This is a genomic window from Isoptericola jiangsuensis (assembly GCF_002563715.1).
Classification (GTDB): Bacteria; Actinomycetota; Actinomycetes; order Actinomycetales; family Cellulomonadaceae; genus Isoptericola; species Isoptericola jiangsuensis.
This window is the reverse complement of the sequence record NZ_PDJJ01000001.1, coordinates 3,497,120-3,521,932: the sequence shown is the minus strand read 5'-3', so window position 1 is coordinate 3,521,932 and position 24,813 is coordinate 3,497,120. Positions and strand designations below refer to the sequence as shown.

At 74.9% G+C, this 24,813-nt stretch carries 24 protein-coding genes; 17 read left to right on the top strand and 7 right to left on the bottom strand.

Annotated features, from left to right (window positions below):
* The first annotated feature begins 164 nt into the window (after positions 1 to 164).
* Positions 165 to 896, top strand: coding sequence for an endonuclease III (gene nth, locus ATJ88_RS15825; RefSeq protein ID WP_098465417.1), 732 nt, complete (start codon positions 165 to 167; stop codon positions 894 to 896).
* 24 nt (positions 897 to 920) lie between these two features.
* Here nth and ATJ88_RS15820 read toward each other — a convergent pair whose 3' ends face one another.
* Both ATJ88_RS15820 and ATJ88_RS15815 read right to left on the bottom strand, forming a co-directional pair.
* Positions 921 to 1,853: an alpha/beta fold hydrolase gene (locus ATJ88_RS15820; protein ID WP_098465416.1), complete on the bottom strand. Its 933-nt coding sequence runs from the start codon at positions 1,851 to 1,853 to the stop codon at positions 921 to 923.
* Between the two features lie 42 nt (positions 1,854 to 1,895).
* The gene (locus ATJ88_RS15815; protein WP_098464653.1) at positions 1,896 to 2,639 is read right to left on the bottom strand and encodes a winged helix-turn-helix transcriptional regulator; all 744 of its coding nucleotides are present in this window, start codon (positions 2,637 to 2,639) and stop codon (positions 1,896 to 1,898) included.
* 86 nt (positions 2,640 to 2,725) lie between these two features.
* On the opposite strand from ATJ88_RS15815, the gene ATJ88_RS15810 reads away from it, so the two are divergent.
* A complete protein-coding gene (locus ATJ88_RS15810) occupies positions 2,726 to 3,460 on the top strand; it encodes a hypothetical protein (RefSeq protein ID WP_098464652.1) in 735 nt (244 codons plus the stop codon).
* 28 nt (positions 3,461 to 3,488) lie between these two features.
* On the opposite strand, the gene ATJ88_RS15805 is transcribed toward ATJ88_RS15810, so the two are convergent.
* The gene (locus ATJ88_RS15805; protein WP_098464651.1) at positions 3,489 to 4,142 is read right to left on the bottom strand and encodes a YceI family protein; all 654 of its coding nucleotides are present in this window, start codon (positions 4,140 to 4,142) and stop codon (positions 3,489 to 3,491) included.
* 136 nt (positions 4,143 to 4,278) lie between these two features.
* Between ATJ88_RS15805 and ATJ88_RS15800 the strand changes: the two genes are divergently transcribed.
* On the top strand, positions 4,279 to 4,743 hold the full coding sequence (locus ATJ88_RS15800; RefSeq protein WP_098464650.1) for a thiol reductase thioredoxin: 465 nt from the start codon (positions 4,279 to 4,281) through the stop codon (positions 4,741 to 4,743).
* Positions 4,740 to 5,189 carry a DUF4395 domain-containing protein gene (locus ATJ88_RS15795; RefSeq protein WP_098464649.1) on the top strand — a complete coding sequence of 150 codons (450 nt, stop codon included), beginning with the start codon at positions 4,740 to 4,742 and terminating at the stop codon, positions 5,187 to 5,189. The genes ATJ88_RS15800 and ATJ88_RS15795 overlap by 4 nt, the downstream gene beginning before the upstream one ends.
* Before the next feature lie 18 nt (positions 5,190 to 5,207).
* Here the strand turns inward: ATJ88_RS15795 and ATJ88_RS15790 are convergent, their stop codons facing one another.
* Complete coding sequence (locus tag ATJ88_RS15790; RefSeq protein WP_098464648.1) at positions 5,208 to 5,585, bottom strand: DsrE family protein; 378 nt, start codon at positions 5,583 to 5,585, stop codon at positions 5,208 to 5,210.
* Between the two features lie 153 nt (positions 5,586 to 5,738).
* Here ATJ88_RS15790 and ATJ88_RS15785 point away from each other — a divergent pair, with 153 nt between their 5' ends.
* From ATJ88_RS15785 to ATJ88_RS15775, 3 genes are read left to right on the top strand one after another with little or no spacing between them, the layout of a single operon-like run.
* Positions 5,739 to 6,302, top strand: coding sequence for a heme-binding beta-barrel domain-containing protein (locus ATJ88_RS15785; protein WP_098464647.1), 564 nt, complete (start codon positions 5,739 to 5,741; stop codon positions 6,300 to 6,302).
* Positions 6,299 to 7,468 carry a CAF17-like 4Fe-4S cluster assembly/insertion protein YgfZ gene (ygfZ, locus tag ATJ88_RS15780; protein ID WP_098464646.1) on the top strand — a complete coding sequence of 390 codons (1,170 nt, stop codon included), beginning with the start codon at positions 6,299 to 6,301 and terminating at the stop codon, positions 7,466 to 7,468. The genes ATJ88_RS15785 and ygfZ overlap by 4 nt, the downstream gene beginning before the upstream one ends.
* Before the next feature lie 7 nt (positions 7,469 to 7,475).
* Positions 7,476 to 8,609: an FUSC family protein gene (locus ATJ88_RS15775; protein ID WP_098464645.1), complete on the top strand. Its 1,134-nt coding sequence runs from the start codon at positions 7,476 to 7,478 to the stop codon at positions 8,607 to 8,609.
* A 3-nt stretch (positions 8,610 to 8,612) separates the two neighbouring features.
* On the opposite strand, the gene ATJ88_RS15770 is transcribed toward ATJ88_RS15775, so the two are convergent.
* A complete protein-coding gene (locus tag ATJ88_RS15770; RefSeq protein ID WP_245852486.1) occupies positions 8,613 to 10,616 on the bottom strand; it encodes an MDR family MFS transporter in 2,004 nt (667 codons plus the stop codon).
* A 148-nt stretch (positions 10,617 to 10,764) separates the two neighbouring features.
* Here ATJ88_RS15770 and ATJ88_RS15765 point away from each other — a divergent pair, with 148 nt between their 5' ends.
* The 5 genes from ATJ88_RS15765 to dtd are packed head-to-tail and all read left to right on the top strand — an operon-like array spanning position 10,765 to position 13,259.
* Positions 10,765 to 11,052: a type II toxin-antitoxin system Phd/YefM family antitoxin gene (locus ATJ88_RS15765; protein ID WP_098464643.1), complete on the top strand. Its 288-nt coding sequence runs from the start codon at positions 10,765 to 10,767 to the stop codon at positions 11,050 to 11,052.
* A gap of 4 nt (positions 11,053 to 11,056) precedes the next feature.
* Positions 11,057 to 11,479 carry a type II toxin-antitoxin system VapC family toxin gene (locus ATJ88_RS15760; RefSeq protein ID WP_098464642.1) on the top strand — a complete coding sequence of 141 codons (423 nt, stop codon included), beginning with the start codon at positions 11,057 to 11,059 and terminating at the stop codon, positions 11,477 to 11,479.
* Positions 11,480 to 11,488: 9 nt separating this feature from the next.
* Complete coding sequence (locus ATJ88_RS15755; protein WP_098464641.1) at positions 11,489 to 11,815, top strand: DUF2516 family protein; 327 nt, start codon at positions 11,489 to 11,491, stop codon at positions 11,813 to 11,815.
* Positions 11,809 to 12,837, top strand: a complete 1,029-nt coding sequence (locus tag ATJ88_RS15750; RefSeq protein ID WP_098465415.1) for an asparaginase — start codon at positions 11,809 to 11,811, stop codon at positions 12,835 to 12,837. The genes ATJ88_RS15755 and ATJ88_RS15750 overlap by 7 nt, the downstream gene beginning before the upstream one ends.
* Entirely contained in the window at positions 12,834 to 13,259 is a 426-nt protein-coding gene (dtd, locus tag ATJ88_RS15745) for a D-aminoacyl-tRNA deacylase (RefSeq protein WP_098464640.1), read from the top strand. Before ATJ88_RS15750 ends, dtd begins: the two co-directional genes overlap by 4 nt.
* Before the next feature lie 79 nt (positions 13,260 to 13,338).
* Here dtd and ATJ88_RS15740 read toward each other — a convergent pair whose 3' ends face one another.
* Together ATJ88_RS15740 and ATJ88_RS15735 are read right to left on the bottom strand one after the other, a co-directional pair.
* Positions 13,339 to 14,037, bottom strand: coding sequence for an LPXTG cell wall anchor domain-containing protein (locus ATJ88_RS15740; protein ID WP_170023670.1), 699 nt, complete (start codon positions 14,035 to 14,037; stop codon positions 13,339 to 13,341).
* A 129-nt stretch (positions 14,038 to 14,166) separates the two neighbouring features.
* The gene (locus ATJ88_RS15735) at positions 14,167 to 16,062 is read right to left on the bottom strand and encodes a DUF4012 domain-containing protein (protein WP_098464638.1); all 1,896 of its coding nucleotides are present in this window, start codon (positions 16,060 to 16,062) and stop codon (positions 14,167 to 14,169) included.
* Positions 16,063 to 16,253: 191 nt separating this feature from the next.
* Between ATJ88_RS15735 and ATJ88_RS15730 the strand changes: the two genes are divergently transcribed.
* From ATJ88_RS15730 to ATJ88_RS15710, 5 genes are all read left to right on the top strand, one after another.
* Complete coding sequence (locus ATJ88_RS15730; protein WP_098464637.1) at positions 16,254 to 17,879, top strand: helix-turn-helix transcriptional regulator; 1,626 nt, start codon at positions 16,254 to 16,256, stop codon at positions 17,877 to 17,879.
* 254 nt (positions 17,880 to 18,133) lie between these two features.
* The gene (locus ATJ88_RS15725; protein ID WP_098464636.1) at positions 18,134 to 20,749 is read left to right on the top strand and encodes a glycosyl hydrolase family 18 protein; all 2,616 of its coding nucleotides are present in this window, start codon (positions 18,134 to 18,136) and stop codon (positions 20,747 to 20,749) included.
* 98 nt (positions 20,750 to 20,847) lie between these two features.
* Complete coding sequence (locus ATJ88_RS15720; RefSeq protein WP_245852484.1) at positions 20,848 to 22,533, top strand: glycosyl hydrolase family 18 protein; 1,686 nt, start codon at positions 20,848 to 20,850, stop codon at positions 22,531 to 22,533.
* 210 nt (positions 22,534 to 22,743) lie between these two features.
* Positions 22,744 to 23,331, top strand: coding sequence for an RNA polymerase sigma factor (locus ATJ88_RS15715; RefSeq protein WP_098464634.1), 588 nt, complete (start codon positions 22,744 to 22,746; stop codon positions 23,329 to 23,331).
* Positions 23,332 to 23,345: 14 nt separating this feature from the next.
* On the top strand, positions 23,346 to 24,767 hold the full coding sequence (locus ATJ88_RS15710) for a hypothetical protein (RefSeq protein WP_098464633.1): 1,422 nt from the start codon (positions 23,346 to 23,348) through the stop codon (positions 24,765 to 24,767).
* Positions 24,768 to 24,813: the final 46 nt, after the last annotated feature.

The window sequence follows — 24,813 nt, the reverse complement described above, 5'->3', positions numbered from 1 at the left end:
TGTGCGCACAAAAGTGTGTTCCAGGTCTCAGTCTGCCTCACCAGGGAGTTCCGCGCCCGGAAGGCTCGTCGCGTCGACGGCCGAGGGGAGAACGGCCGGGGCGCGCCAGGAGTTCCCGGAGGGCGCGTCGGGCCGACGTCGGAGGCGGTGGATACGCTGCGGTGGTGCCCACGGTGAAGCGCCAGCAGCCTATCGCGTCCGGTGAGTCCCACCTGTCCCTCGTCCGCCGTGCGCGGAAGATCGACCGGGTGCTGGCCGAGACGTACCCGGACGCGCGCGCGGAGCTGGACTTCACGACGCCGTTGGAGCTGCTGGTGGCGACGGTGCTGTCGGCGCAGACGACGGACGTGCGGGTGAACGCGACGACGCCGACGTTGTTCGCGCGCTGGCCGGACGCGGCGGCGCTGGCGGCGGCGGACCCGGCCCAGATGGAGGAGGTCCTGCGGCCGCTGGGGTTCTTCCGGGCGAAGACGCGGGCGACGATCGGTCTCGCGCAGGCGCTGGTGGAGCGGTTCGACGGTGAGGTGCCGCCGCGGCTGGCGGACCTGGTGACGTTGCCGGGGGTGGGTCGCAAGACGGCGAACGTGGTGCTGGGCAACGCGTTCGGGATCCCGGGGATCACGGTGGACACGCACTTCGGGCGGTTGTCGCGGCGGCTGGGCCTCACCACGGAGGAGGACCCGGTGAAGGTGGAGCACGCCGTCGGTGAGCTGTTCGAGAAGCGGGACTGGACGATGCTGAGCCATCACCTGGTGTGGCACGGGCGCCGGGTGTGCCATGCGCGGCGGCCGGCGTGCGGGGCGTGCCCGGTGGCGCGGTGGTGCCCGTCGGCGGGTGTGGGGGAGGTGGACCCGGTGGCGGCGGCGAAGCTCGTGCGGCCGGGGCCGCGGGGCTGACCGGCCGGCGGGTGCCGCCGGCCGTCACTCGCCGGCGAGGACGGGCTTGAGCCAGTCGGTGAGGAGCTCGGTGACCTGGCGGGGTGCCTGCTCGGGCAGGAGGTGCCCGGCGTCGGGCACGACCTCGAACCGGAACCGCCGGGCGAGGGCGGCGCCGTCGACGTCGGCGCTCTCGGGGCGCCAGAACGCGTCCTCGGCGCCGTGGAGCTGCAGGACGGGGACGTCGACGGGACGGCGGAGCGCGGCGAGGTAGCGGCGGCCGTCGGGGCGGACGGACGTGCGGGTCAGCCAGCGCACGGACTCCGTCGAGCTGTGCGCGGCGAACGGGATGCGCAGGACGTCGCGGTAGCGGGCGAGCACGTCCTCCGGCAGGGCCGGGCCGCCGCCGGCGGCCAGCACGGCGTCGACGCCGCGTCCGTCGACGAGCCGTCGTTCGGGCCACGACGGGATCAGGGTGAGGGCGAGGAGGCGGCGCGCGGCCGGGGTGAGGAGGCGGCGCGGCGGGACGTGCAGGCGCAGCGGGTGGGGTGCGGACAGCGCGGCGACGCCGGCGGTGATGCCGGGCTGCAGCGCGGCCGTCGCCCAGGCGAGGATCCCGCCGGTCCCGCAGCCGACGACGACGGCGTGCTCGTGGCCGAGGGACCGCACGACGCCGGCGACGTCGCGGGTGCGGGTGGGGACGTCGTAGCCGGTCGGCGGCTTGTCGGACGCGCCGGTGCCGCGCAGGTCCATGGCGGCGACGCGGACGCCGGAGTCGGCGAGCCCGGCGAGCTGGTGGCGCCAGGTCCACCAGAACTGCGGGTAGCCGTGCAGGAGGAGGACGAGCGGCCGGTCGTCGCCGTGGGTCCGGTCGGGTCCGGCGGTGGCCACGTGGAAACGTGAGCCGTTGGCCGGCACGAACTCGTGGCGCCACGGTCCGTCGACCAGGGCGCTGGTGTAGTCGGAGGCGTCGGACATGGCGGTCACGTCCGCAACCTACCGGCTGACGGCCTCGTCGGCTCAGCCGCCGGACGTGACCGGCGCGGCGGACCCGTGCGTGCCGGGGTCGCTGCCGCCGTCGGCGGCGCGCTCCTTGGGCGGGTCGAACCGGTAGCCGACGTTGCGGACGGTGCCGATGAGCTGCTCGTGCTCGGGCCCGAGCTTGGCGCGCAGGCGCCGCACGTGGACGTCGACGGTGCGGGTGCCGCCGTAGTAGTCGTATCCCCAGACCTCCTGGAGCAGCTGGGCGCGGGTGAAGACGCGGCCGGGGTGCTGCACGAGGTACTTGAGGAGCTCGAACTCCTTGTAGGTGAGGTCGAGGGGGCGGCCGCGCAGCCGGGCGGTGTACCCGCCGGCGTCGATGGCGAGCTCACCGGCGGAGATCTCCTGCGGGGAGTCCTCGGCCGGACCGCGGGCGGACCGCTCGACGACGAGCCGCAGGCGGGCCTCGACCTCGGCGGGGGAGGCGGTCTCCAGCAGGAGGTCGTCGGCACCCCACTCGTGGTTGACGACGGTGAGGCCGCCCTCGGTGAGGATCAGCACGAGCGGCACCGTCAGTCCGGTGGCGTGCAGGAGCCGGCAGGTGGTCCGGGCGGCCACCAGGTCACGCCGTGCGTCGAGCAGGACGACGTCGGCGTCCGGTGCGTCCACCAGGGCGGACGGCTCCATCGGCAGCACGCGCACCTTGTGCGTGAGAAGGCCGAGTGCGGGCAGCACCTCGACCGATCCGCCGGTCGCCGGAGTCAGGATCAACAGCTCGGCCACGCGTGCTCCTCCCGTTGCTGCTGGTGGCAAAGGTACCGTGCCGTGAGCGACAGGTCACAACGGCCCATCATGGGAGACTCGACCTCGTGACCGTGACCTCCCGTGCCGTGACGACCGCCGTGCTCGCCACCCTCCTGGCGGTCGCGTCGTTCGTCGGACCGCTGTGGACGACGGGCGCCGCCGCGCTGCTGGTGCTGCTGCTCGCGTGGGGCTGGGCGTCGCTGCTGCGGCTCCCGGCCGAGGGTGCGACGACGCTCGTGGTGCTGGTCGCGGGCCTGGGCGGTCTGGCGGTCACGTGGTTCACCGAGGGGGAGCCGGTGCTGCGCAACCTGCCGGCCGTGATCGCCCTGTCCCTGGTGCTGGCGTTCGTCGCGCAGATGCTGCGGCGCGGCGGCCGACCTCGTCTGGTGGAGTCGGTGAGCGGCACCACGGCGGGGATCGTGGTGGCGGTGTGCGCGGCGGGCTGGGTCGCCGCGGCCCGCACGGACGCGGGCGAGGACCTGGTGACGACGAGCGCCGTCGCCCTGGCGGTGGCCTCCGCGGTCTCGGCCCTGCCGGTGGCGGCGGGCTGGACGGGCTCGCTGCTCGCGGCGGCCCTCGGCGCCGGGGCGGGCGTCGGTGCGGCGTCGGCGCTGCCGGAGGTGGAGCCCGTCCTGGGGCTCGTCGTCGGCCTGGTGGCCGGCCTGGTGGCGGCCGCGCTGAGGTTCCTGTTCGACCGCCAGCCCACGCTGGCGCGCCGCCGCGCGGCGACGGCCGCGGTCGCGGTGCCGGTGACGGTCACGGGCATGCTGGTGCTCGTCGTGGGGCGTCTCGTCGCCTGAGGGTCGGGCCCGCCGGGCCTGCCAGGGGTCATGCGGCGCGGATCGCCTCGCCGGCGAGCTCGATGCGGACCTTCTTGGCGACGAGCACGCCGCCGGTCTCGAGCGCGACGTTCCACAGCAGGCCGAACTGCTCCCGCTCGAACTCGGCGGTGGCGCTGAACCCGAAGATGTTGCGGCCGTACGGGTCGGTCCCGGCGCCGCCGAACTCGGCGTCGAGCGCGACGGGCCGCGTGACGCCGCGGATCGTCAGGTCGCCGTGCAGGACGAACTTGGCGCTGCTCCCGGGCTCGCGCTGGAGGCCGAGGCGGCCGGGGCTGCTGCGCTTGAGCATCGCCCAGGAGAAGATCGGGTCGGGGGCGGGCTGCCACTCGATGCCGCGGGAGCGGAACTCGATCGTGGGGAAGTTCTCCACGTCCAGGAAGTCCGGGCTGCGCAGGTGGGTGTCGCGGTCGTCGAGGTGCGTCGAGATCGACGCGGCGTCGATGGTGGCGGTCACCCAGGAGTCGAGGGGGTCCTCGGCGACGTGGATGGTCGCGGACCCGGAGCCGAACTCGCCGCGCACGGGGCTGACCATCATGTGCATGGCGAGGAAGCCGATGCGCTTGTGCGCTTCGTCGAGGTCGTACCTCCCCGGGGCGGGGATGACGAGGTCGTTCCAGGTCCTGGTGGGCGCATCGGGCATCGTGGGCCTCCTGAGGGGCGGCGTGAGGGGGCACGGGTCTGGCGCGTGACGCGCCGAGGACGGAGCCCCGGGCGACGACCCGGGGAACATTCATGCAAACCGATATGTTCCCGCCCGGGACGAAGGAGGTGCGGACATGCCCGCACAGTGGACGACCCTGGCGGTCGTCGTGGTGGTGACGGTGCTCGTGGGCCTGGTGTGGCGCCGCGCGCAGGGACGGGTGCGGACGACCGCCGCGCCCGCCGGGGACGAGGCCGCCGGGACGTGGCGCGACGAGGTCGCGACGGCCGGCGCGACCCTCGGGGAACGCGCGACGTTCCTCCAGCTGTCCGCCCAGGTGTGCTCCTCCTGCCGCGCCACCGCGCGCACCCTCACCGCCGTGCGGGACGCCGAGCCCGGCGTCGTGCACGTCGAGGTCGACGTCGACGAGCGCCCCGACCTGGTGCGCCGGGCCCGCATGCTGCGCACCCCCACCGTGCTCGTCCTGGACGCGACGGGTACCGAGGTGGCCCGCGCGTCGGGCACGATGTCCCCCGTCCAGGCACGCGAGGCGCTCGCGGCCGTGGACGCCACCGCCCGTTCCCCGAGGAGGATCCCGTGACGACCGCGACCACCCGTACCGGCATCGACCCCCGCGGCCCCCGCGTGGGCGCCGGGATCACCGCGGCGCTGCTCGCCGTCGTCGTCCTGATGGGCGGGACCGCCCCCGCGCTCGTGCTGCTCGCGTTCGTGGCGCTCTCGTTCGTGCCGGGCGCCGTCAAGGGGCCGCAGGCGACGTGGCAGGGCTGGCTGTTCCGCGTGCTCGTGCGCCCGCGCCTGGCGCCGCCCACGGAGCTGGAGGACGTCGCCCCGCCGCGCTTCGCGCAGCTCGTGGGTCTGGTCGTGACGGGCGTCGGCGTCGTGGCGGGTCTCGCCGGTGCGACGGCGGTCGTGCCGTGGGCCGCGGGCGTCGCCTTCCTCGCGGCCGCCCTCAACGCGACCCTCGGCCTGTGCCTCGGGTGCGAGGCCTACCTGCTGCTGGGCCGGCTGCGGCGCCGCGCCGCCTGACCGGTCCCTGCCGGCCGCTCAGTAGACGAGCGCCTGGGCGCCCGGGCGCAGCGACTCCTCGACGAACACCGCGGCGCCCGCGACCCGCACCCCCGGCAGCACGCCGTCCTCGGTGATGCCGCGCCGGGCCGCGCACTGCGTGCACACCGTGACCGTCCCGGCGGTCAGCACGGCCTCCAGGAGGTCGGCGGCGGGCGCCGCGTGGTCGAGCTCCAGGTCGGCGGCCCGCCCCGGGACGCCGAACCACGCCGCCTCGCCCGTGAGCCACAGGGACACCTCGACGCCCGCGGCCACCGCGGCCGCCGCCACCGTCAGCGCCTGGTTGGCGGCCTCGGGGCGGTCGGTGCCCGAGGTCGACTTGATCACGAGCGTGCGCGGCGGTGTGGTGTCGGTCATAGCGCGACCCTAGCGGCACGGCCGTGGGTACCATTCGACCATGTCGATCCACGCGCTCGAGATCTTCTTCACCAGCCTCCTGGTGGTCACCGTCGGCGTGATCACCTGGTTCGCCGGGTACGTCGTCTACAAGCTGTTCCAGGGCCAGCGCTGATGCCCTTCGCCTTCCCCGACGGCCTCGCGCCCGAGGTGTACCCGCTCGCCTGGCTGGTCGGCCGGTGGGCGGGGACGGGCGTGGTCAAGTACGAGGGCATCGACGAGACGCCCTTCGTGCAGGAGCTCGTCTTCGACCACGACGGCGGCCCGTACCTGCGGTTCGAGTCGACGCTGCGCGTCCGTTCCGGCGCCGCGGCGGACGGCGAGGTCCCGGACGGCGAGGCGGGCGACGACGCCGGCTTCGACACCGTCTGGTCCACCGAGACCGGCTACTGGCGCATCTCGTCGGAGCGTCCCGAGGGTCTGCCCGACGACAAGCACGTCGTCGAGGTCCTCGTCACCGACGCCTCCGGCCGCCTGTCGCTGTTCCTCGGTGCCGTCGGCGACGGCCGCGTCGACCTCGCCACGGACTTCGTGGCCCGCACCTCCACGGCTGCCGAGGTGACCGCCGCCAAGCGGCTCTACGGCAACGTCGAGGGCAGGCTGCTGTGGGTCGAGGAGCTCGCCGCTTTCGGGCACCCGATGGGCTCGTACGCGTCCGGGGAGCTCGACCGGCTGTGACGTACCGCAGCCCGCTGCTCGACCGGACCGGTGCGGTCGCCGCCGCCGGACCCGACGCCGGCGTCGCCTGGCACTACGGCGACCCGGTCGCGGAGCAGCGCGCGCTCGTCCGCGGTGCGGCGGTCGTCGACCAGTCCCACCTCGGGGTCGTGCGGCTCACGGGCCCGGACCGCCTCACCTGGTTGCACTCCATCACCTCGCAGGACGTGCAGGCGCTGCCGCCGCGCACCTCCACCGAGCTGTTCGTGCTCTCCCCGCAGGGGCGGGTCGAGCACGCCCTGGCCGTCGTCGACGACGGCACGTCCACCTGGCTCGTGACCGAGCGCGACCACGTCGACCCGCTCGTCGCGTGGCTCACCCGCATGCGGTTCATGATGCGCGTCGACATCGACGACGTCACGGGCGCGTACGCGGCCCTGGGCGAGCCCGTGGACGCCGAGGGCGGCCCCGACGAGCCCGTGACCTGGCGGGACGCCTGGCCGCGCGTCGCGCCCGGCGGCACCCGCTACGGCGTCCCGGCCGAGGAGCACCCCGGTGCGGACCGTCCGTGGCGGCTCGTGCTCGTGCCGCGCGACGACCTCGCCGCCGCCGTCGCGGAGCGTGAGGCCGCGGGCCGACGCCTCGCCGGCACCTGGGCGACCGAGGCGCTGCGCGTCGAGGCGTGGCGGCCCCGGCTCGCGCGCGAGGTCGACGACCGCACCGTCCCGCACGAGCTCGACTGGCTGCGCACCGCCGTGCACCTGCACAAGGGCTGCTACCGCGGCCAGGAGACGATCGCGCGCGTCCACAACCTCGGCCGCCCGCCGCGCCGGCTCGTGCAGCTCCATCTCGACGGCTCGCTGCACGTCGTGCCCGAGGCCGGGGCGGAGGTCCGCCTCGACGGTCCGGACGGCAAGGTCGTCGGTGTCGTCACCACCGTGGCCCGGCACCACGAGCTCGGCCCCGTCGCGCTCGCCGTGGTCAAGCGGAACGTGCCCGAGGACGCCGTGCTGGCCGTCGTGGGCCCTGTGGGACCCGGCCCCGACGCCGAGCAGGTCGCGGTCGCGGCCACGCAGGAGGTCGTCGTGCCCGGCGAGGGCGTGTCCGCGGACCGGCCCGAGGCGCGGGGCGACACGATGCGGGGCCTGACCCCGCGCGGCAGCGGCGGCACGCAGAGCCTCCTGTGACCCGCCCGTGAGCGACGCACCCGAGCCGACGGCGGGCGACGCCGCGGGGGCCGCGCTCCGGTCGCTGGTGCGGCGCGTCCGCCTGCGGCAGGGCGTCGGACGGGTGCGGACCGGCTTCTGGCCGATCGTGCAGGCGTCGCTCGCCGCGGGGATCGCGTACGCGATCGCCCACTACGCGCTCGGGCACGCGCAGCCGTTCTTCGCGGCCGTCGCGGCCTGGGTGTGCCTCGGCTTCTCGTTCGACCGCGAGCTGCGCCGCGTGGCGGAGGTCGCCGTCGGCGTCGCGCTCGGCATCGGCATGGGCGACCTCGTCGTCCACCTCATCGGGTCCGGCTGGTGGCAGCTCACCGTGGTGCTCGCGGTCTCCGCGATGCTCGCGCGGTTCGTCGACCGCGGCCCCCTGCTCGTCACGCAGGCGGGCGTCCAGGCGATCGTCGTGGTCGGGCTGCCCGCTGCCATCGCGGCGGACGGCCCGGTGGGCCGCTGGACCGACGCGCTGGTGGGCGGCGCCGTCGCGCTCGCCGTGACGCTGCTGACCCCCGACGACCCGCGCCGCCGGTTGCGCGTCGTCGCGGGCGAGGCCACGACCGAGCTCGCGGAGACCCTGGAGTCGGTGGCACGCGGCCTGCACGGCACGGACGTCGACGAGCTGGCGTCCGCGCTGGTGCGGGGCCGGGCGTCGGAGCCGGTGCTGGCGGACTGGATCCAGACCGCCCACCGGTCGGCGGAGATGGCGCGGGTGAGCGTCAACCGGGCCCGACGCGACGACATCGTCCGGCTGGCCGCGCAGGCCGTCCTGGTGGACCGGGCCATGCGCAGCGTGCGGCTCCTGGCCCGCCGCGCCCCGACCGTCGTCGGCCCCGACGGCTCCTGGCCCGCCGTCGGCCAGACCGCCGAGGTCCTGGAGCGGGCGGCCGCGGGCGTGCGGCTCCTCGCGGGTGCGCTCGCCGCGGGCACGTCGACCGAGCGGGCGCTGGACGTCCTCACCGCCACGGCGCGGCAGGCGGACCCGCACTCCCTCGGCGGCGGCGACCTGCGCGTGGCGTCCCTGGCGCTGCTGCTGCGCTCGCCGCTGGTCGACCTCCTGGAGGCGTCCGGCGCGGACCCGCGGGACGCGCGGGCGCTCCTCCCCGAGCTCTGAGGATCAGACGGCGGAGTCCTCCGGGTCGCGGCCCAGGACGGCGGCGACCTCGTCGGCGAGCTCGTCGATCTCCGGCTCGTCGCCCGGCCACTCGCGGACGAGCTGCTGGATGCGCCGGCGCTCCGCCTCGCGCAGCACCTCCGCCGCGAGGTCGGTCTGGTCGGTGGCCCGTACCGTGTCGCCGTCGACCGCGACGATCCCGCGAGCCGCCAGACCCGCGGCGATGGCGCGGACCGTCGCGGGCGAGACGTGCGCCCGCTCCGCCATCGTCCCCACGTCGCGGGTCCGCTTGAGCGCGACGCGGGTCACCATCCACGCCTCCTCGGGCGACAGGTCGGCGTCCTGGGCGGTGATCTCGTAGACGCGCAGCGGGTCGGCCGCACCGACGCGCCGCCACAGGATCATGCGCAGCTCCTCCAGGGAGGTGCGGCTCGACGGCAGCGCGAACGCCTCGCCCGCGGCGCGGCCCGCCGACTCGGTGGGCTCCGTGTCGCGGGTCGCGGTGCGCAGCTCCACCTGGGGGAGCAGCCAGGCGAAGGCGAACGCGACCAGCGCGACCGGCACGGCGAACAGGAACACCGTCTGGAGGGTCTCCGTGTAGCCGTCGAGGAACCAGCCCTGCACCTCCGGCGGGCACTGCGCGATCCCCGCGACGCTGGCCTCCAGCGCGTCGGGCGAGCACGCGTCCGTCGCGCCGGCGGGCGGCGCGGTGGTGAGGTTGGTCGCGAGCCGGTTGGCGAAGATCGTGCCGAACACGGCGACGCCCACCGACGAGCCGATCGTGCGGAAGTAGGTCGCGCCGGACGTCGCGGTGCCGAGGTCGCGGTAGGCGACGGCGTTCTGCACGGCGATGACGAGCACCTGGTTGACGAGGCCCAGCCCCAGGCCGAGGACGAACATGCTCGCGGCCGCCTGCAGGGTGGACGTGTCGCGGTCCATGAGGGACAGCAGGTACAGGCCGACGGCGGTGGTCGCCGTCCCGATGATCGGGTACGGCTTGTACCGGCCGGTCCGCGTGATGAGCTGGCCGGAGACGATCGACGTGAGCAGCAGACCCAGCATCATCGGGGTCATCTCCAGGCCCGACGCCGTGGGGGTGGAGCCCTTGACGGTCTGGAGGTACAGCGGCAGGTAGGTGATGGCGCCGAACATCGCGAAGCCGGACACGAACCCGACGACCGCGGCGACGCTGAACACCTTGTTGGAGAACAGGCGCAGCGGCAGCACCGGCTCGGTCGCGCGCCGCTCCACGAGGAGGAACGCCACCAGGGCGACGACACCGGCCACGGCCCAGGCGTACGTCGTCACCGAGTCCCAGCCCCACACGGTGCCGCCGAGGCTCGTCACGAGCACGATCGACGTCGACACGAACGCGAGCAGGAGGATGCCCCCGTAGTCGATCCGCGGGCGCGTGCCCGGCGTGATCCGGGGCAGCACCGACGCCACCACGACCAGAGCCACGACGCCGATCGGCACGTTGATGTAGAACACCCACTGCCACGACAGGTTGTCGACGAAGAACCCGCCGAGCAGCGGCCCCGCCACCGACGACACGCCGAACACGGCGCCGAACAGCCCCTGGTAGCGGCCGCGCTCCCGCGGCGAGACGACGTCGCCGATGATCGCCTGGCTGAGCACCATCAGCCCGCCGCCGCCGACGCCCTGGAGCGCCCGCCAGCCGATGAGCTGCCCCATCGTGGTCGACGTCCCGCACAGCATCGACCCGACGAGGAAGATGACGATGCAGAGGATGAAGAGCTCCTTGCGGCCCAGCAGGTCGCCGAGCTTGCCCCACAGCACGGTGGTCGCCGTCGACGCCAGCATGTAGGCCGTGACGACCCACGACAGGTGGTCGGCCCCGCCGAGGTCGCTGACGATGGTCGGCAGCGCCGTGGACACGATGGTCTGGTCGAGGGCCGCGAGGAGCATCGCGAGCATCAGCCCGGCGAAGATCGCCCAGACCTTGGACTGCGGAAGTGCTCTCGGATCTGCCGTCTGCGCGTCCACGCGGCTGCCTCCTGGTCGCTCACCCTTGGGTGGGAGCCTGCCACGGCACCGTCGCCGGCGCCCGACCAGGGTGAGGTTCCGCGACGCGCCGTGCCGCCGTGCCGGTGCACCTGTTCGCACGGTGTCGTCTGCGGTAGCGTCACCGGTCATGGAGGTCGCCGTCAGTGCCTTGCGTGCCGAGCTCAAGTCGTGGATCGAGAAGGCCCGAGCGGGCGAGGAGGTCGTCATCACCGACCGGGGCGTCCCCGTCGCCCGACTGACCGGCGTGGGCAGCGCGGACCTGCTGTCGGAGCTGGTGCGGGAGGGACTGGTGACGCCCGCGCGCACCACCCGGCCGCTGCACGCCGTCCCGGCCCCGGAGCAGCAGCCCGTCGCGGCGTCGGCCGCCCGCGGCACGTCGGCGCTGTCGGGTCTCGTCCGGCGCATCCGTCGCTGACCCCATGGCCCTCGTCTACTTCGACGCCAGCGCCCTGGTGAAGCTCTGCGTCCGCGAGCCCGGGTCGGAGCTCGCCAGCGCCCTGTGGAACCGCGCCGACGTCGTGGTGACGTCCTGCCTGTCCGACGTCGAGCTGCGCGCCACGCTCGCCGCCGGCGGCCGGGCGGGGGTCCTCGACGAGCCGGCCCGCCGCCGCGCCACCGAGCGCTGGGACGGACTGTGGCCGGCGCTGCACCGCGTCGAGCTGACCGAGGCGCTCGCCGGCGAGGCGTCCACGCTCGCCGCGGGCCCGCACCCGCTGCGCGGCGCCGACGCCGTCCACCTCGCCAGCGCGCTGGCCGTCGCCGGGCCGGACACCCTGGTCGCGGCGTGGGACGACGGCGTCGCCGCCGCCGCGCGGTCCCACGGGCTGCGCGTCCTGCCGTAGCCTGGGCGCGTGATCGGCAACCTCCAGATGTACGTCCTGATCGCCCTGGCGGTGGTCGTCTTCGTCGTGCAGGTCTACGCGCTCGTCGACGCGCTGCGCCGGCCCGCGCGCGGTTTCACGTCCGAGGGCAAGCTGACGAAGCCGATCTGGCTGCTCATCCTCGGGGTGGCGACCGCGATCGGGTTCCTCGGGCTGCCGCCCCTCATGGTGACCTCGCGCAGCTTCCTCAACCTCATCGCCTGCGTCGCCGCGATCGTCTACCTCGTGGACGTCCGCCCGCGCCTGCAGCCGTACGGCACCGGCCGGGGACGCCCGCAGCGCCCCAGCGGCTGGTGACGGCCGCCGTCGCCCGGGGTGCGGCACCGCTCGCCGAGGTCGTCCGCGGCGACCTCGTCGAGTCCGTGCACCTCGGCCACCTGGTCGTGCTCGACGCCACGGGGGACGTCGTCCTCGCCGTCGGCGACCCGACGACGACGATCTGGCCGCGCTCCTCGCTGAAGCCCGTGCAGGCCGTCGCGATGCTGCGCGCCGGGCTCGACCTGCGACCTCGCCGGCTGGCGCTGGCCGCCGCGAGCCACGACGGCACCGTGCGGCACGTGGCGATCGCGCGACAGGTCCTGCAGGACGCCGGGCTCGACCCCCGGGCGCTGGCCAACACGCCCGACCTGCCGCTCGACCCGGCGACCGCTGTCACCTGGCAGGCCGCGGGGCACGGCCCGGACCGGCTCACCCAGAACTGCTCCGGCAAGCACGCCGCGATGCTCGCCACGTGCGTCGCGGCCGGCTGGCCGACGGACGGCTACCTGGCGCCCGACCACCCGCTCCAGCAGGCGGTGCGGACCGCGGTCGCCGAGCTGTGCGGCCCCGACGGGGCGGAGCACGCCACCGTCGACGGCTGCGGGGCCCCGCTGTTCTCCACCACCCTCACCGGTCTGGCCCGCGGGTTCGCCCGGCTCGTCACGGCCCCTGAGGGGTCGCCCGAGGCGCGCGTCGTCGCGGCGATGTCCGCCCACCCCGAGCTGGTCGCGGGGGAGCACCGGGACGCGACGGCGGCCATGCGCGCCGTGCCGGGCGCGATCGCGAAGGACGGCGCGGACGGCGTGTACGCGGCCGCGCTGCCCGGCGGAGCGGCGCTCGCCTTCAAGGTGCTCGACGGCGCCTCGCGTCCGCGCCCGGCGGTGCTGGCCCGCGCGCTGCGGGCCGCCGGCGCGGCCGACGTCCCCGGCGTCGACCCGGACGCCCTGGACGCGCTCGCGCGGACGCCGGTGCTCGGCGGCGGCCGGTCCGTGGGCGAGGTGCGGGCGGCGTTCGGGCCGTCCACGACGACCGGCCGGCCGGCCGGGGAGGAGCAGGCATGAGGGCCGTGGTGCAGCGGGCGACCCGCGCGAGCGTGACCGTCGACGGGGAGGTCGTCGGGAAGATCGAGCGTCCCGGGCTCGTGGTGCTCGTCGGCGTCACGCACGACGACGGCCCCGACGACGCGGCGACGATCGCCCGGAAGGTCGCGGAGCTGCGCATCCTGCGCGGCGAGCGGTCGGCCGCCGACGAGGGCGCGCCCGTGCTCGTCGTCAGCCAGTTCACGCTCTACGGCGACGCCCGCAAGGGCCGCCGCCCCACCTGGCAGGCCGCCGCGCCCGGGCCCGTCGCCGAGCCGCTCGTCGACGCGGTCGTCGCGGACCTGCGTGGTCGGGGCCTGGAGGTCGCCACCGGCGTGTTCGGCGCCGACATGGCGGTCGAGCTGGTCAACGACGGCCCGATCACGCTGCTGCTGGAGACCTGAGCCGACCCTCACGCGCCCGGGCGCAGGCACCGCCGGCCCCGACGGGTGCGCGTCGGGGCCGGCGGTGGTTCGTGGGGGGTCAGTCCTCGGTGGTGCGGCGGCGCCGGACGGCGAGGACGGCGGCGGTACCGGCGGCCACGAGGCCGACGGCCAGCGCGACGAGGCCGGCCACCTCGGCGCCCGTGCGCGGGAGCTCGGTCGTCGACGTCCCCGGGGTCGGGGTGTCACCCGGCTCGCCCGGCGGGGTCGTCTCCGGGGGCGGGGTCTCGCCGGGCGGGGTGGCGCACGCCGGGGACGACTCGGGGTAGCCGACGGTCGCCGTCGCCGTCGGGTTCACCTCGAACTCGAGTCCCACGCTGGGCCGCACCCAGTCGAACTCGTCGCCCTCGACCCAGACGCCGTCCTCCAGGCGCCAGCCCGGCCAGTCGAGCGCCGTGCCGTCGTCGCCGACCACCGCACCCGGCCACAGGACCCGGCCGGACAGCGGCAGGTCCGGCTGCACGACGTTCGCGCCGCCCGGGTTCACCCAGGTGATCGTCACGGTGTCCGGCGGGTCCTCGAGGTTCTCGACGCTCACCGCGTACCGCAGGTAGGGGACGTCGCCGTCGCAGACCGGATCCACCAGCCCCACCGTCAGCACCGGCTCGGGGGCGTACCCGTCCACGTCGTCGGACGTCCCGGGTGAGGGCTCGGGGTCGATGTCCGCGAACGCCGTCCCCGCCCCACCGAGGAGCAGCGCCACGGCGAGCCCCGTCCCCGCCATCGCGCGTCTGCGCACCGCTCCTCGTCGACTCATCCGGCTGCCCTCCTGGTCGGCCCCTGCGACGTGCAGAGTGCTTCCACGCTAGTGACGAGGGAGGGTGCCCGGACCGTCCGGTGCGGGTGAAACCGCGCAGAAAGAGAGGTTTCACCCGCAGCGCGGGACGTCGAGCACGTGCAGTCCCGGGGCGGAGACGGTAGGCGTCGTCCAGACCTCCAGCGTGCCCGGCGCCGCGGAGCCCTCCCCGCGTGCGCCCGCGGCCGTGGCGGGCACCGTGACGGCGACCACCGTGGACTCCCCGGGCCGCAGGTCGACGGTGATCGCGACCCGCTGGCGACCGTGCACCTCGAGGGTGTCGCCCCCGACCGTGCCGCCGTCCCGGGCCAGCCGCGGCAGGCCGCCGTCGCGGGGTCCGTACGCCGACACGGTGAGCAGCATGCGGCCCCGGTCCGGGTCGCCCTCGGGGCCGGCGACGTACGACGGCAGGTCCTGCGCCGTGCCCTCGTCCAACCGGTTCGTCAGCGTGACCTCGACCGTGTCCTCGCGTCCGACGGCGTCGGTGCACGCCGACGCCCCGAGGCCGACCTGCACGTCGAGGTAGGCGCTGAGCTTGCCCACCACGAGGTCGTCGAGGAACACCCCGACGGCGTCCCGCGCGCGGTCGTCGGCGAACGTCCCCGCGACGAGGGTGCCGGCGAGCAGGGCCTGCTCGTCGGGGCGCGCGGACCAGACGAGCAGCCGGTGGTCGTGCGACACCCGCTCCAGGGCGGGCAGCAGGGCGGCCGGGGAGACGTCGTCCGCCGTCAGCTCGTCGAACACGGCGGCCGCGACGACGGCGAAGAACCGGTCCGCGAGCCCGGGGTCCAGCACGTCGTAGGTGCGGCGCAGCAGCAGGTCCACGACGGTCGACGACTCGACGACCAGCGTGCCGGTGCCGAGCGCGGTCGCGAGCCCGGGCGGCAGGTCGATCTCGACGGGACCGGTGACCTCCAGCAGCGCGGACAGCGCGACCGGGTCCGTCGCCAGCACCCCGTCGACCTCCTCGCCGCGGGACCGTTGCCACATCTCGGCCACCAGCGGCCCGGTCGTCGCGAAGTCCGGCGTGAGCGTGACGTCCTGGACGAAGCGGCCGAGGCGTGCGGAGTAGGCCGCCTCGTCCTCCGGGTCGAGCGGCAGCACCGGTTCCGCGTACGGCCCGAACGCGCCGGTCGACGCCTGTGCGCCGACGCCGAGCGAGCCGTCGTCGACGCGGAGCTCGGTGAGAGCGCCCGGGATGCCGCCCCCGGCGCGCAGCTCCGCGTTGGACAGCCCCAGCAGCACGTAGCGGCGGGGCCCGTCGGCGCCGAGCAGCGCCGGGAGCAGGACGGTCGCGCGCTCGGCGGTGGCGAGGAGCACGTCCAGCTCGGTGAGCTGGGCGTCGAGGAGCTGCACGGGCTCGGCGAACCGGTCCTGGATGTGCGCGGTGTCGATCGCGGCGAGGTCCGCGCCCGACGCGGCGATCATCTCCCGCGCCGCGGTGACGTCGCCCGCCACCGCCGACAGCGGGGCGAGGTCGAGGCCGCCCTGCTCGGTCCGCCCGGTCCGGGTCGCCGCGTCGACCGTCTCCGCCAGGGCGGGCAGGGCCACGTCGGCGACGTCGTCGATCACGGCGGAGACCGTCGTCGCGGCGCCGACGGACTCCCCGACGAGCGGCAGGTGCGCTGCCGCCGCCCACAACCAGCCGTCGGTCGCCTCGCGAGCCGTCTGGGTGGACCGCTGGAGGTCGAGCAGGGCCGGTGTCCCGGTGAGCGGCGCGGCGTCGGGGTCGCGGACCGTCATGCCGTCGCGGACGGCCTGCTCGACGGCGGGGACGGCCGCGGCGGCCTCGTCGAGCGCGTCCCGTGCGGTGAAGGCGTCGCGCACGATCAGCACGGCGCACACGGCGACGCCGACCGCCACGACGAGGATCGCGACGAGCAGCCAGCCGAGGGCGCGGCGACGGCGGCGGTGCGGTGCGCGCCGCACCACCGGCGGCGTCCCGTGACGGTCCGTCGCGTCGGGCATGACCGCACAGTACGGCCCGCGGCGGGAGCCGGCGGCCCCGCGACCGGGTGAACCCGTTTCGCCGGAGCACTCGTGGTGACGGGAAGGTGGCTTTATGATGGAATCCTGACAAACCTGTGACCTGCGATGACATCGTACGGAAGGCTTGGAGGTGGACGATGACGTCGCACTCGGGAGGACCTTCCCTGGCCGTGGTCCCGAGGTCCGCGGGCGCGCCGGTGGCGCCGCACGTGGCGGCCGCGCTCGACCGTCTCGGCGACGGCGACGGCGACGTCTTCGACGTGCTGGCCGCCGGGCTCGACCACGACCAGCTGTCGGGGACCGCGCACCTGCCGGACCACCTGCCGCTCGCCGCCCGACCGACCCCGCCCGGCGACCCGACGGTGCGCCGGCTCGCCCTGCTGGCCGCCGTCGCCGTCGTCGACCACGTCGACGTGCTGGTCCGGGCCTCGGGCTGCCCCGCCGACGTCCTGCTCGGAGGCCTCGACGGGATCCTCGAGGTCCGCGCCGGACGGTTCCGCCCGGTCGACGCCGCCCGGCTGGAGGGCGTGCGGGCCGAGGCCGACCTCGACGCCGTGACCGCCGCGCACCGCGACCTGTCCCGGGCGGCCCGTGCCGTCGGGGAGACGGGCGTGGCCCTGTGGCACACCGCCCGCGGCACCGTCACCGGCGACGAGCTGCTGGCCGACGGCCTGGTCGAGCTCGCGGGCGTGCTCCTGCGTCGGGGTGACCCGCTCGCGGCCTACGAGGTCGCCTGCGAGGCGGTCAGCCACGGGACGGGGGAGCGTCGTGCGCGGGCCTTCCTGGTCGCGGGACGCGCAGCCCTGTGGAGCGGTCACCTCGTGGACGCACGCCGGTGGCTGCACCGGGCGCGCCGGAGCGGCGCCGGCGCCGTGGAGGCGGCGGCCGCCGAGGTCCTGGTCGCCGTCGACCTGCTGCTGGACGGCTGGCCCGCCGGGAGCGAGACCCTCGCGGTGGCCGGGCCCGGCGCGTCGTTGGCGGCCCTGGTCGAGCAGGTCGCGGTGGACGCGCCCGCGCCGGCGGACCGGGCCGTGCTCGCGGACGTCGTCGCAGGTCTGCGCCTGCTCGACGCGGACCCGGCCGCCGCCGCGACCGTCCTGGCCCTGGCGGCCGTCCGGGCCGTGCCGGCCTGGTCCCGGCGCGGTGTCTGGGTGGTCGGGGGCGGACGGCTGACCCCGCTGGCGGAGGCACACCTGCGGGTGGCCCAGAGCCTCGTGCTGCTGTGCGGGGACGACTCCGAGGCGGCGTCGGCCGTGCTGGACGACGCGGCCTCCCGGTTGCCGGTCGCCCACGTCGTGGGCGGGCTGGCGGTGGAGGTGGGACGGCGGCTCGACCACGACCGGGAGGGCGTGCGCAGCCGCACGACGCACGACCTGGCCCGGATCGCGCCGCGGCGTCAGGTCGCCGCGGGTGCGGTGGCGGCGCTGCGGCGCGGTGGGCTGCCGGTCGCGGCGGGCTCGCGCGAGGTGCTGCCCCCGTTCCGGGCGGGCGGGGCGTCCGAGGTGGCGCGGGCGACGTCGCTGCTGGCGGGCGAGGCTGCGCGGGGTCCGGCTGCGGCTCGGGCGATGCCCTGCGCGGACGAGCTGGTGCTCCCGGTCGGCTGGTCCGAGCTGCTGACGGTGCGGGAGATCGAGGTGACCAGGCTGGTCGTGGAGGGCCTGTCGAACCGGGACGTGGCGCAGCGGCTGTGCGTGTCGGTGCGCACCGTGGAGGTCCACCTGGGTCGCGCGTTCCGCAAGCTCGGGGTGCGGTCGCGCTCGGAGCTCGTGGTGCTGGCGCTGCGTCCGGCGCGGTAGCCGGACCTGCTGCCCGGCGGGCGTCGTCGGCCTGCGCGGCGGACGAGTGACTGGTGTCACTCACCGAGTACGGGAAAACACGTACTCGGAAAACCGGCCCTCCTGGCCGATTCGTGTGGGATTCCCTGATCCATTTGAAAGGTAAGAGTCCTTACTTTTGCCCTGAACGGTGCTCGACGAGGAGCACAGCGGGCCACGGCCCGTCGTGGTGCTCGGCCTCCACCGACCGACCAGCGAGCAGGAGTCAGACCCCCATGAGAGCAACACCCTCGGTACGGCACAGGATCGCCGCGGCAGGCGTCGCCGCCGCACTCGCCGTCACCGGTCTCACCGCGATCGCCACGACGACGACCGCCACGGCCGCCACCGACTGCGCCACCCCGTGGAGCGCGGCCACCGTCTACCGCGGCGGTGAGGTGGCCTCGTACAGCGGCCAGAACTACCGCGCGAGCTGGTACACCCAGGGCGAGGTGCCCGGCTCCACCGCCTGGGGCGCCTGGGCCTCCCAGGGCGCCTGCGGCGGCACGTCCACCCCGTCGCCCTCGCCGACCGCCACGACGTCGCCGTCCCCGTCGCCCAGCCCGACCGTCACGGCGTCCCCGTCGCCGTCGCCGAGCCCCACGGCCACGACCACCCCCTCGCCCGAGCCGACGACGGACCCCGGCACCACCAACCCGGACGAGAAGTGCCGCCCCGACGGCATGGCCGCCACCCCGGGCGTCGACACGCCCTACTGCGACGTCTACGACGCCGACGGCCGCGAGATCCTCCCCAACGGCCTCGACCGTCGCGTCATCGGCTACTTCACGAGCTGGCGCACCGGCAAGAACGGCCAGCCCTCCTACCTGGCGAGCGACATCCCCTGGGACAAGCTCTCCCACATCAACTACGCGTTCGCGCACGTCGGCCCGGACTACAAGGTGTCGGTCAACGCGGACGCCCCCGGCAACTCCGCGACCGACTTGACGTGGCCCGGCGTCGCGGGCGCCGAGATGGACCCGACGCTGCCGTACACGGGCCACTTCAACCTGCTCGCCAAGTACAAGAAGGCCAACCCGGGCGTCAAGGTCCTCCCCGCCGTCGGCGGCTGGGCCGAGACCGGCGGCTACTTCGACGGCGACGGCAACCGCGTCGCGTCGGGCGGCTTCTACACGCTCACCGAGTCGCAGGCCCGCATGGACGTCTTCGCCGAGTCGGTCGTCGACATGATCCGCACCTACGGGTTCGACGGCATCGACATCGACTACGAGTACCCGACCTCCAACAAGGACGCGGGCAACCCGGACGACTTCGCCATCGCCAACGCCAAGCGCGGGCAGCTCTTCTCCGGCTACGTCGCCCTCATGAAGACCCTCCGCGAGCACCTCGACGCCGCGGGCGCCCAGGACGGCGAGTACTACCTGCTCACCACCGCCACGCCGTCGTCCGGCTGGCTGCTGCGCGGCATGGAGGTGTACCAGATCACCGAGTACGCCGACTACGTCAACATGATGACGTACGACCTGCACGGCTCCTGGAACGAGTACGTGGGCGGCAACGGCGCCCTGTTCGACGACGGCAAGGACGCCGAGCTCACCGCGGGCGGCGTGTACACCGCCTACGAGGGCAACGGCTACCTCAACGCCGACTGGGCCGCGCACTACTTCCGCGGCGCCATGCAGGGCGGCCGCATCAACATGGGTGTGCCCTTCTACACCCGTGGCCACCAGAACGTGCAGGGCGGCACCTACGGCATGAACGGCCGCGCCCCCGCCACCGCGGGCACCGTCTGCCCCGCGGGCACCAACGGCAAGTGCGGCGACGGTGCCGACGGCATCGACAACCTGTGGTTCGACTCCGACCCGCAGGGCAACGCCATCCCGGCCGGCGCCAACCCGATCTGGCACGTCCTCAACCTCGAGAAGGGCGTCGTGGGCGACTACGCCGCCGCCTACAAGGTCCCCACCACCATCGAGGGCACCTACACCCGCCACTTCGACCCGGTGTCGAAGAACGAGTGGTGGTGGAACGCGCAGACCAAGACGTTCCTGTCCGGCGACTCGACCGAGGCGATCACCGCCAAGGCCGACTACGTCAACTCCACCGGCCTCGGCGGCCTCATGATCTGGGAGCTCGCGGGCGACTTCGAGTACGACCAGGCCAAGGGCCAGTACGAGATGGGCAGCACGCTCGTCGACCTCATGCACGCCAAGTTCGTGGGCGGCGGCGCCTACGACGCCACCAAGGCGGAGCGCGCGATGCCGACGCAGGCTCTCGACGTCGACCTCGAGTACACCGAGTTCGCGCTCGGCGACAGCAACTACCCGATCGCGCCCAAGGTGGTCTTCACCAACCACGGCGCGACCGACATCCCCGCCGGTGCCACCGTCACCTTCCAGTACGGCACCACCGACACGGGCAAGATGAGCGACTGGTCCGGCTACAAGACGACGTCGACCCCGGGTCGTAGCGGCCCCAACGTCGGCGGTCTCGGCGCCAACTTCCACACGGCGACGTTCACGGTCCCGACCGGAGGCATCCCCGCCGGCGGCTCCATCACGAACCAGCTCAAGTGGGCGCTGCCCGTCGCGCAGTTCTCCAACGTGACGATCACCGTGGACGGCACCGAGTACGCCACCACCTACGACCACCCGCGTGGCGTCACCGTCGTCGACCTGCCCACGGGCGGGACCGGCGGCACCGGCGGCACCGGCGGGACGGGCGGCACCGGTGAGTGCACCGCCGCCGCCTGGAGCTCCACGACGGTCTACACCGGGGGAGCGCTCGTCTCCCACGCCGGCCGCACGTGGAAGGCCAAGTGGTACACGCAGGGCGACACGCCCTCGACCGTCGGAGACGCCAACCCCTGGGCCGACCAGGGCGCCTGCTGACCCGACCCCTGCTCCCGGTCGCGTCGCCCGCCCCCTGAGGCGGCGCGGCCGGGCCTCCCCGCACCGCCCGACGTCGGGCACCACAGGAAGGAACCACCATGTCCACACCAGCACGCAGGCCGATGCGCCTCGTGGCTGCCCTGACGAGCGCCGCCGTCGCGCTCGCCGGTGCCCTCGGCGCCGTCGCGGCCACCAGCGCGTCGGCGGCCGAGACCTCGACCGGCGACAGCGCCATCAACGGGTACCGCAACGTCGGGTACTTCACGCAGTGGGGCGTCTACGGCCGCAACTTCCAGGTCCAGGACCTCGTCACCTCGGGTGCCGCGGAGCAGCTGACCCACATCAACTACTCCTTCGGCAACATCCACCACCAGACCCTCGAGTGCTTCATCGCCAACAAGGCGCAGGGCACCGGCCCCAACGGGTCGGACGGCGCGGGCGACGCGTGGGCCGACTTCGGCATGGGCTACACCGCGGCGAACTCCGTCGCCGGCGTCGCCGACACGTGGGACCAGCCGCTCGCCGGCTCGTTCAACCAGCTCAAGCAGCTCAAGGCGAAGTACCCGCACCTCAAGGTCATGCTGTCCATCGGCGGCTGGACCTGGTCGAAGAACTTCTCCAAGGCCGCCGCGACGCAGGCCTCGCGCGAGAAGTTCGTGTCGTCCTGCATCAACCTCTACATCAAGGGCAACCTGCCCACGATCGACGGTCGCGGTGGCGCCGGCGCCGCCGCCGGCGTGTTCGACGGCATCGACATCGACTGGGAGTGGCCCGGCTCGAACAACGGCGAGGTCGGCAACCACGTCGACACCGTCAACGACAAGGCGAACTTCCGCCTCCTGCTCGCCGAGTTCCGCAAGCAGCTCGACGCCTACGGCGCCACCACGGGCAAGGAGTACCTGCTCAGCGCGTTCCTGCCCGCCAACCCGGCCGACATCGCCGCCGGCGGCTGGAACGACCCGCGGATCTTCCAGTCCCTCGACTTCGGCAACATCCAGGGCTACGACCTGCACGGCGCCTGGAACAAGACCCTGACGGGCCACCAGATCAACCTCTACGACGACCCGGCGGACCCCCGCCCGGCCGCGCAGCAGTTCTCCGTCGACAAGGCCGTCAAGCAGTACACCTCGGCGGGCATCGACCCGGCCCAGCTCGGACTCGGGATGGCCATGTACGGTCGCGGCTGGAAGGGCGCCACGTCGTCCCAGCCGTGGGGCACCGCCACCGACGCCGGCCCCGGCACGTGGGAGGCGGGCAACGAGGACTACGACATCCTCAAGAACCTCGGCACCGGCTACTACGACGCCGCGACCGGTTCCGCGTGGCGCTACAACGGCGACCAGTGGTGGTCGCTCGACACGCCGCAGACGATCGCGCAGAAGTCGCAGTACATCCGCTCCCAGGGCCTCGGTGGCGGCATGTGGTGGGACCTCTCCGGTGACGAGCAGGGCGAGCTCCTCGACGCCGTCGCCGCCGGCCTGTTCACTGGCGCCAAGGGCCCGGTGAACCCGGGCACCGTCACGCCGACCCCGTCGCCGACGCCGACGGCCACCACGTCGCCGACCCCGTCGCCGTCGCCGACCACCACCACGACGCCGACCCCGTCGCCGTCGCCTACCGCGCCGACGTGCGCCGGCACCGCGTGGAGCCGCTCCGCGGTCTACACCGGCGGCAACGTCGTCGTGCACAACGGCCACAAGTGGCGGGCCAAGTGGTGGACGACGGGCGAGGAGCCCGGCACCACCGGCCAGTGGGGCGTCTGGGAGGACCAGGGCACCTGCTGACCTGACCCCCGGCCCCGGCCGGGACCGGCCGCGCGGACGACTCCCCTGCGCACCGGCCGGACGACGACCCCCGACGTGTCCACGTCGGGGGTCGTCGTCGTCCCCGGGAGAAATGGTGGCGTCCCGGCTGCAAGAGTGGACGGGCACGGCACACATGAGGGGTGAGGGCGCGCCCGCGCCCGCGATCGACGACGACCGCCAGGAGGAGCGTTGACCACGACGACGGAGGCGCCACCACCGCACGACGACGCCTGGTTCGACGCGCTGTTCACCGCGCACGCCACGGCCGTGCACCGCTACTTCGTGCGTCGCCTCGCGACGTCCCGGGACGACGCGGAGGACCTCGCCGCCGAGGTGCTCGCCACCGCGTGGCGCCGCCGCGACGACGTCCCGACCGGTGGCGAGCTGCCGTGGCTGTACCGCACCGCCGGGTACGTCCTCGCGAACCACCGCCGCAAGGCCCGCGCGCTGCCCGTCGCCGCCGTCCCCGAGGAACCCGACGACGTCGACCCCGCCGAGCTCGCCCTCGACGACGACCGCGTCCGTGCCGTCCTCGGACGCCTCTCCGCCCGGGACCGCCGCGTCCTGCTGCTCGTCGCGTGGGACGGCCTCGGCGGCGACGACCTCGCCGCCGTCCTCGGCGTGACCCGCGGCGGTGCCGACGCCGCCCTGTCCCGCGCCCGTGCCCGGCTGCGCACCGCCTGGGCCGACGTCGAACGGACCGGCGACGACACCGGGCGCACCACCGGGGACGACCCGACCGGCACGGCGGCACGAGCCGCGAACGACGACGCGTGAGGAGGACCACCGACATGGACGCACGAGACGAGGCCTACGACCGGCTCACCGGGGCCGACCCCGCCGACGGCACCACGACCCGCGAGGGCGTGCTGCGCGCCAAGGTGGACGCCCTGACCGGCGGCCGCACCGACGACTCACCCCGGGAGACCGTCCCGGGCACCGCCGCGCACGCCACCCCCACCGGGACCCCGGCCGCCCCGCCCGACGAGCTCGCCCACCGTCGGCGTCGCCGCACCGCCGGCCTCGTCGCCGCCGCCGTCGCCGGCGCGGTCGTCCTGGGAGGCGGCGGGTACGCCGTCGGCGCCGCGACGGCGGACGGCGCGGCTCCCGCGTCCGACGCGCTTCCCCCCGTCACGCTCGGCGGTGCAGGTCCGCAGGGCGCGAACGAGATGGCACCCGCGCCCGCGCCCGCCGGCCGCGTCGCCGCCGACGGGCTCGCCGCCGAGAACTCCACCGTCGCCGGGGACTCCGCGACGTCCTACGACACCGCCGTGCCCAGCTGGTTCGACGGCCGTGCCGCCTTCTCCCAGGAGGGGCTGTCCACCAGCGGCACCGAGGCCGCCGCCTACGCCTACGACGCCACCGACGTCGCGACGAAGGACGGTGCCGCCCGGGCCGCCGCCGCCCTCGGCGTCGCCGGCGAACCCCGCTGGGACTGGGGCTCCTGGTCCGTCGGGCCCCAGGACGGCGACGGACCCACCCTCTGGCTGTCCGCCGACTCCACCGCCTACCTCAGCTACCACGACCCCGCCGCCGACCCGTGGCGCTGCGAGACAGCGAGTGCCCAGGAGTTGGCCGAGATGGAGCAGCCCGCGATCGACGGCGACCAGGTGTGCACCGAGCCTGAGGGGAACGTGTCGGCCAAGAAAGCCGTCGCCGGGCTGCGCGACGTCATGGAACGACTCGGCGTCGACCCCGACGGCTTCGAGTTCGAGCCCTCGCAGGACGGCGAGCCCGGCACCCGCTGGGTCACCGCCCACGAGGTCGTCGACGGTCAGCGCACCGGCGCGACCTGGAGCGCCACCGTCTCCACCGAGGGCATCGCCTGGCTCGACGGGTTCCTCGCCGCCCGCACCGAGCTCGGCACCTACCCCGTCGTCAGCCCCGCCGAGGCCGTCGAACGCCTCGGCGACCCCCGGTTCGGGCAGAACCTGTGGCCCGTCACCCTCGGCCCCACCCTCGAGACCCGCTTCATGGTCGAGCCCCAGGACTCCGGCCCCACCACCCCGCCCGCCCCGCCCACCGCCGGCGACCCCCTGCCCTGGCCCGTCAGCGACATCACCATCACCGACGCCCGCCTCGGTCTCGCCCAGGAGCACCGCACCGACCGCGCCACCCTCCTGGTGCCCGCCTACGAGCTCTCCGACGCCGACGGCAACGTGTGGACCGTCGTCGCCGTCGCCGACGACGCGCTCGACCTCGGCTCGCCCTGACCCGCCCCGCGCGGGGTACGGTCGGTCAGTCCCTGCCGTACCCCGC

Coding starts and splice junctions, on each gene's coding strand:
- ATJ88_RS15735 (WP_098464638.1), bottom strand. CDS start 16,062: ATGCCCGACGCGACGGACCGTCACGGGACGCCGCCGGTGGTGCGGCGC.
- dtd (WP_098464640.1), top strand. CDS start 12,834: ATGAGGGCCGTGGTGCAGCGGGCGACCCGCGCGAGCGTGACCGTCGAC.
- ATJ88_RS15800 (WP_098464650.1), top strand. CDS start 4,279: ATGCCCGCACAGTGGACGACCCTGGCGGTCGTCGTGGTGGTGACGGTG.
- ATJ88_RS15785 (WP_098464647.1), top strand. CDS start 5,739: ATGCCCTTCGCCTTCCCCGACGGCCTCGCGCCCGAGGTGTACCCGCTC.
- ATJ88_RS15760 (WP_098464642.1), top strand. CDS start 11,057: ATGGCCCTCGTCTACTTCGACGCCAGCGCCCTGGTGAAGCTCTGCGTC.
- ATJ88_RS15790 (WP_098464648.1), bottom strand. CDS start 5,585: ATGACCGACACCACACCGCCGCGCACGCTCGTGATCAAGTCGACCTCG.
- ATJ88_RS15720 (WP_245852484.1), top strand. CDS start 20,848: ATGTCCACACCAGCACGCAGGCCGATGCGCCTCGTGGCTGCCCTGACG.
- ATJ88_RS15805 (WP_098464651.1), bottom strand. CDS start 4,142: ATGCCCGATGCGCCCACCAGGACCTGGAACGACCTCGTCATCCCCGCC.
- ATJ88_RS15820 (WP_098465416.1), bottom strand. CDS start 1,853: ATGTCCGACGCCTCCGACTACACCAGCGCCCTGGTCGACGGACCGTGG.
- ATJ88_RS15710 (WP_098464633.1), top strand. CDS start 23,346: ATGGACGCACGAGACGAGGCCTACGACCGGCTCACCGGGGCCGACCCC.
- ATJ88_RS15765 (WP_098464643.1), top strand. CDS start 10,765: ATGGAGGTCGCCGTCAGTGCCTTGCGTGCCGAGCTCAAGTCGTGGATC.
- ATJ88_RS15725 (WP_098464636.1), top strand. CDS start 18,134: ATGAGAGCAACACCCTCGGTACGGCACAGGATCGCCGCGGCAGGCGTC.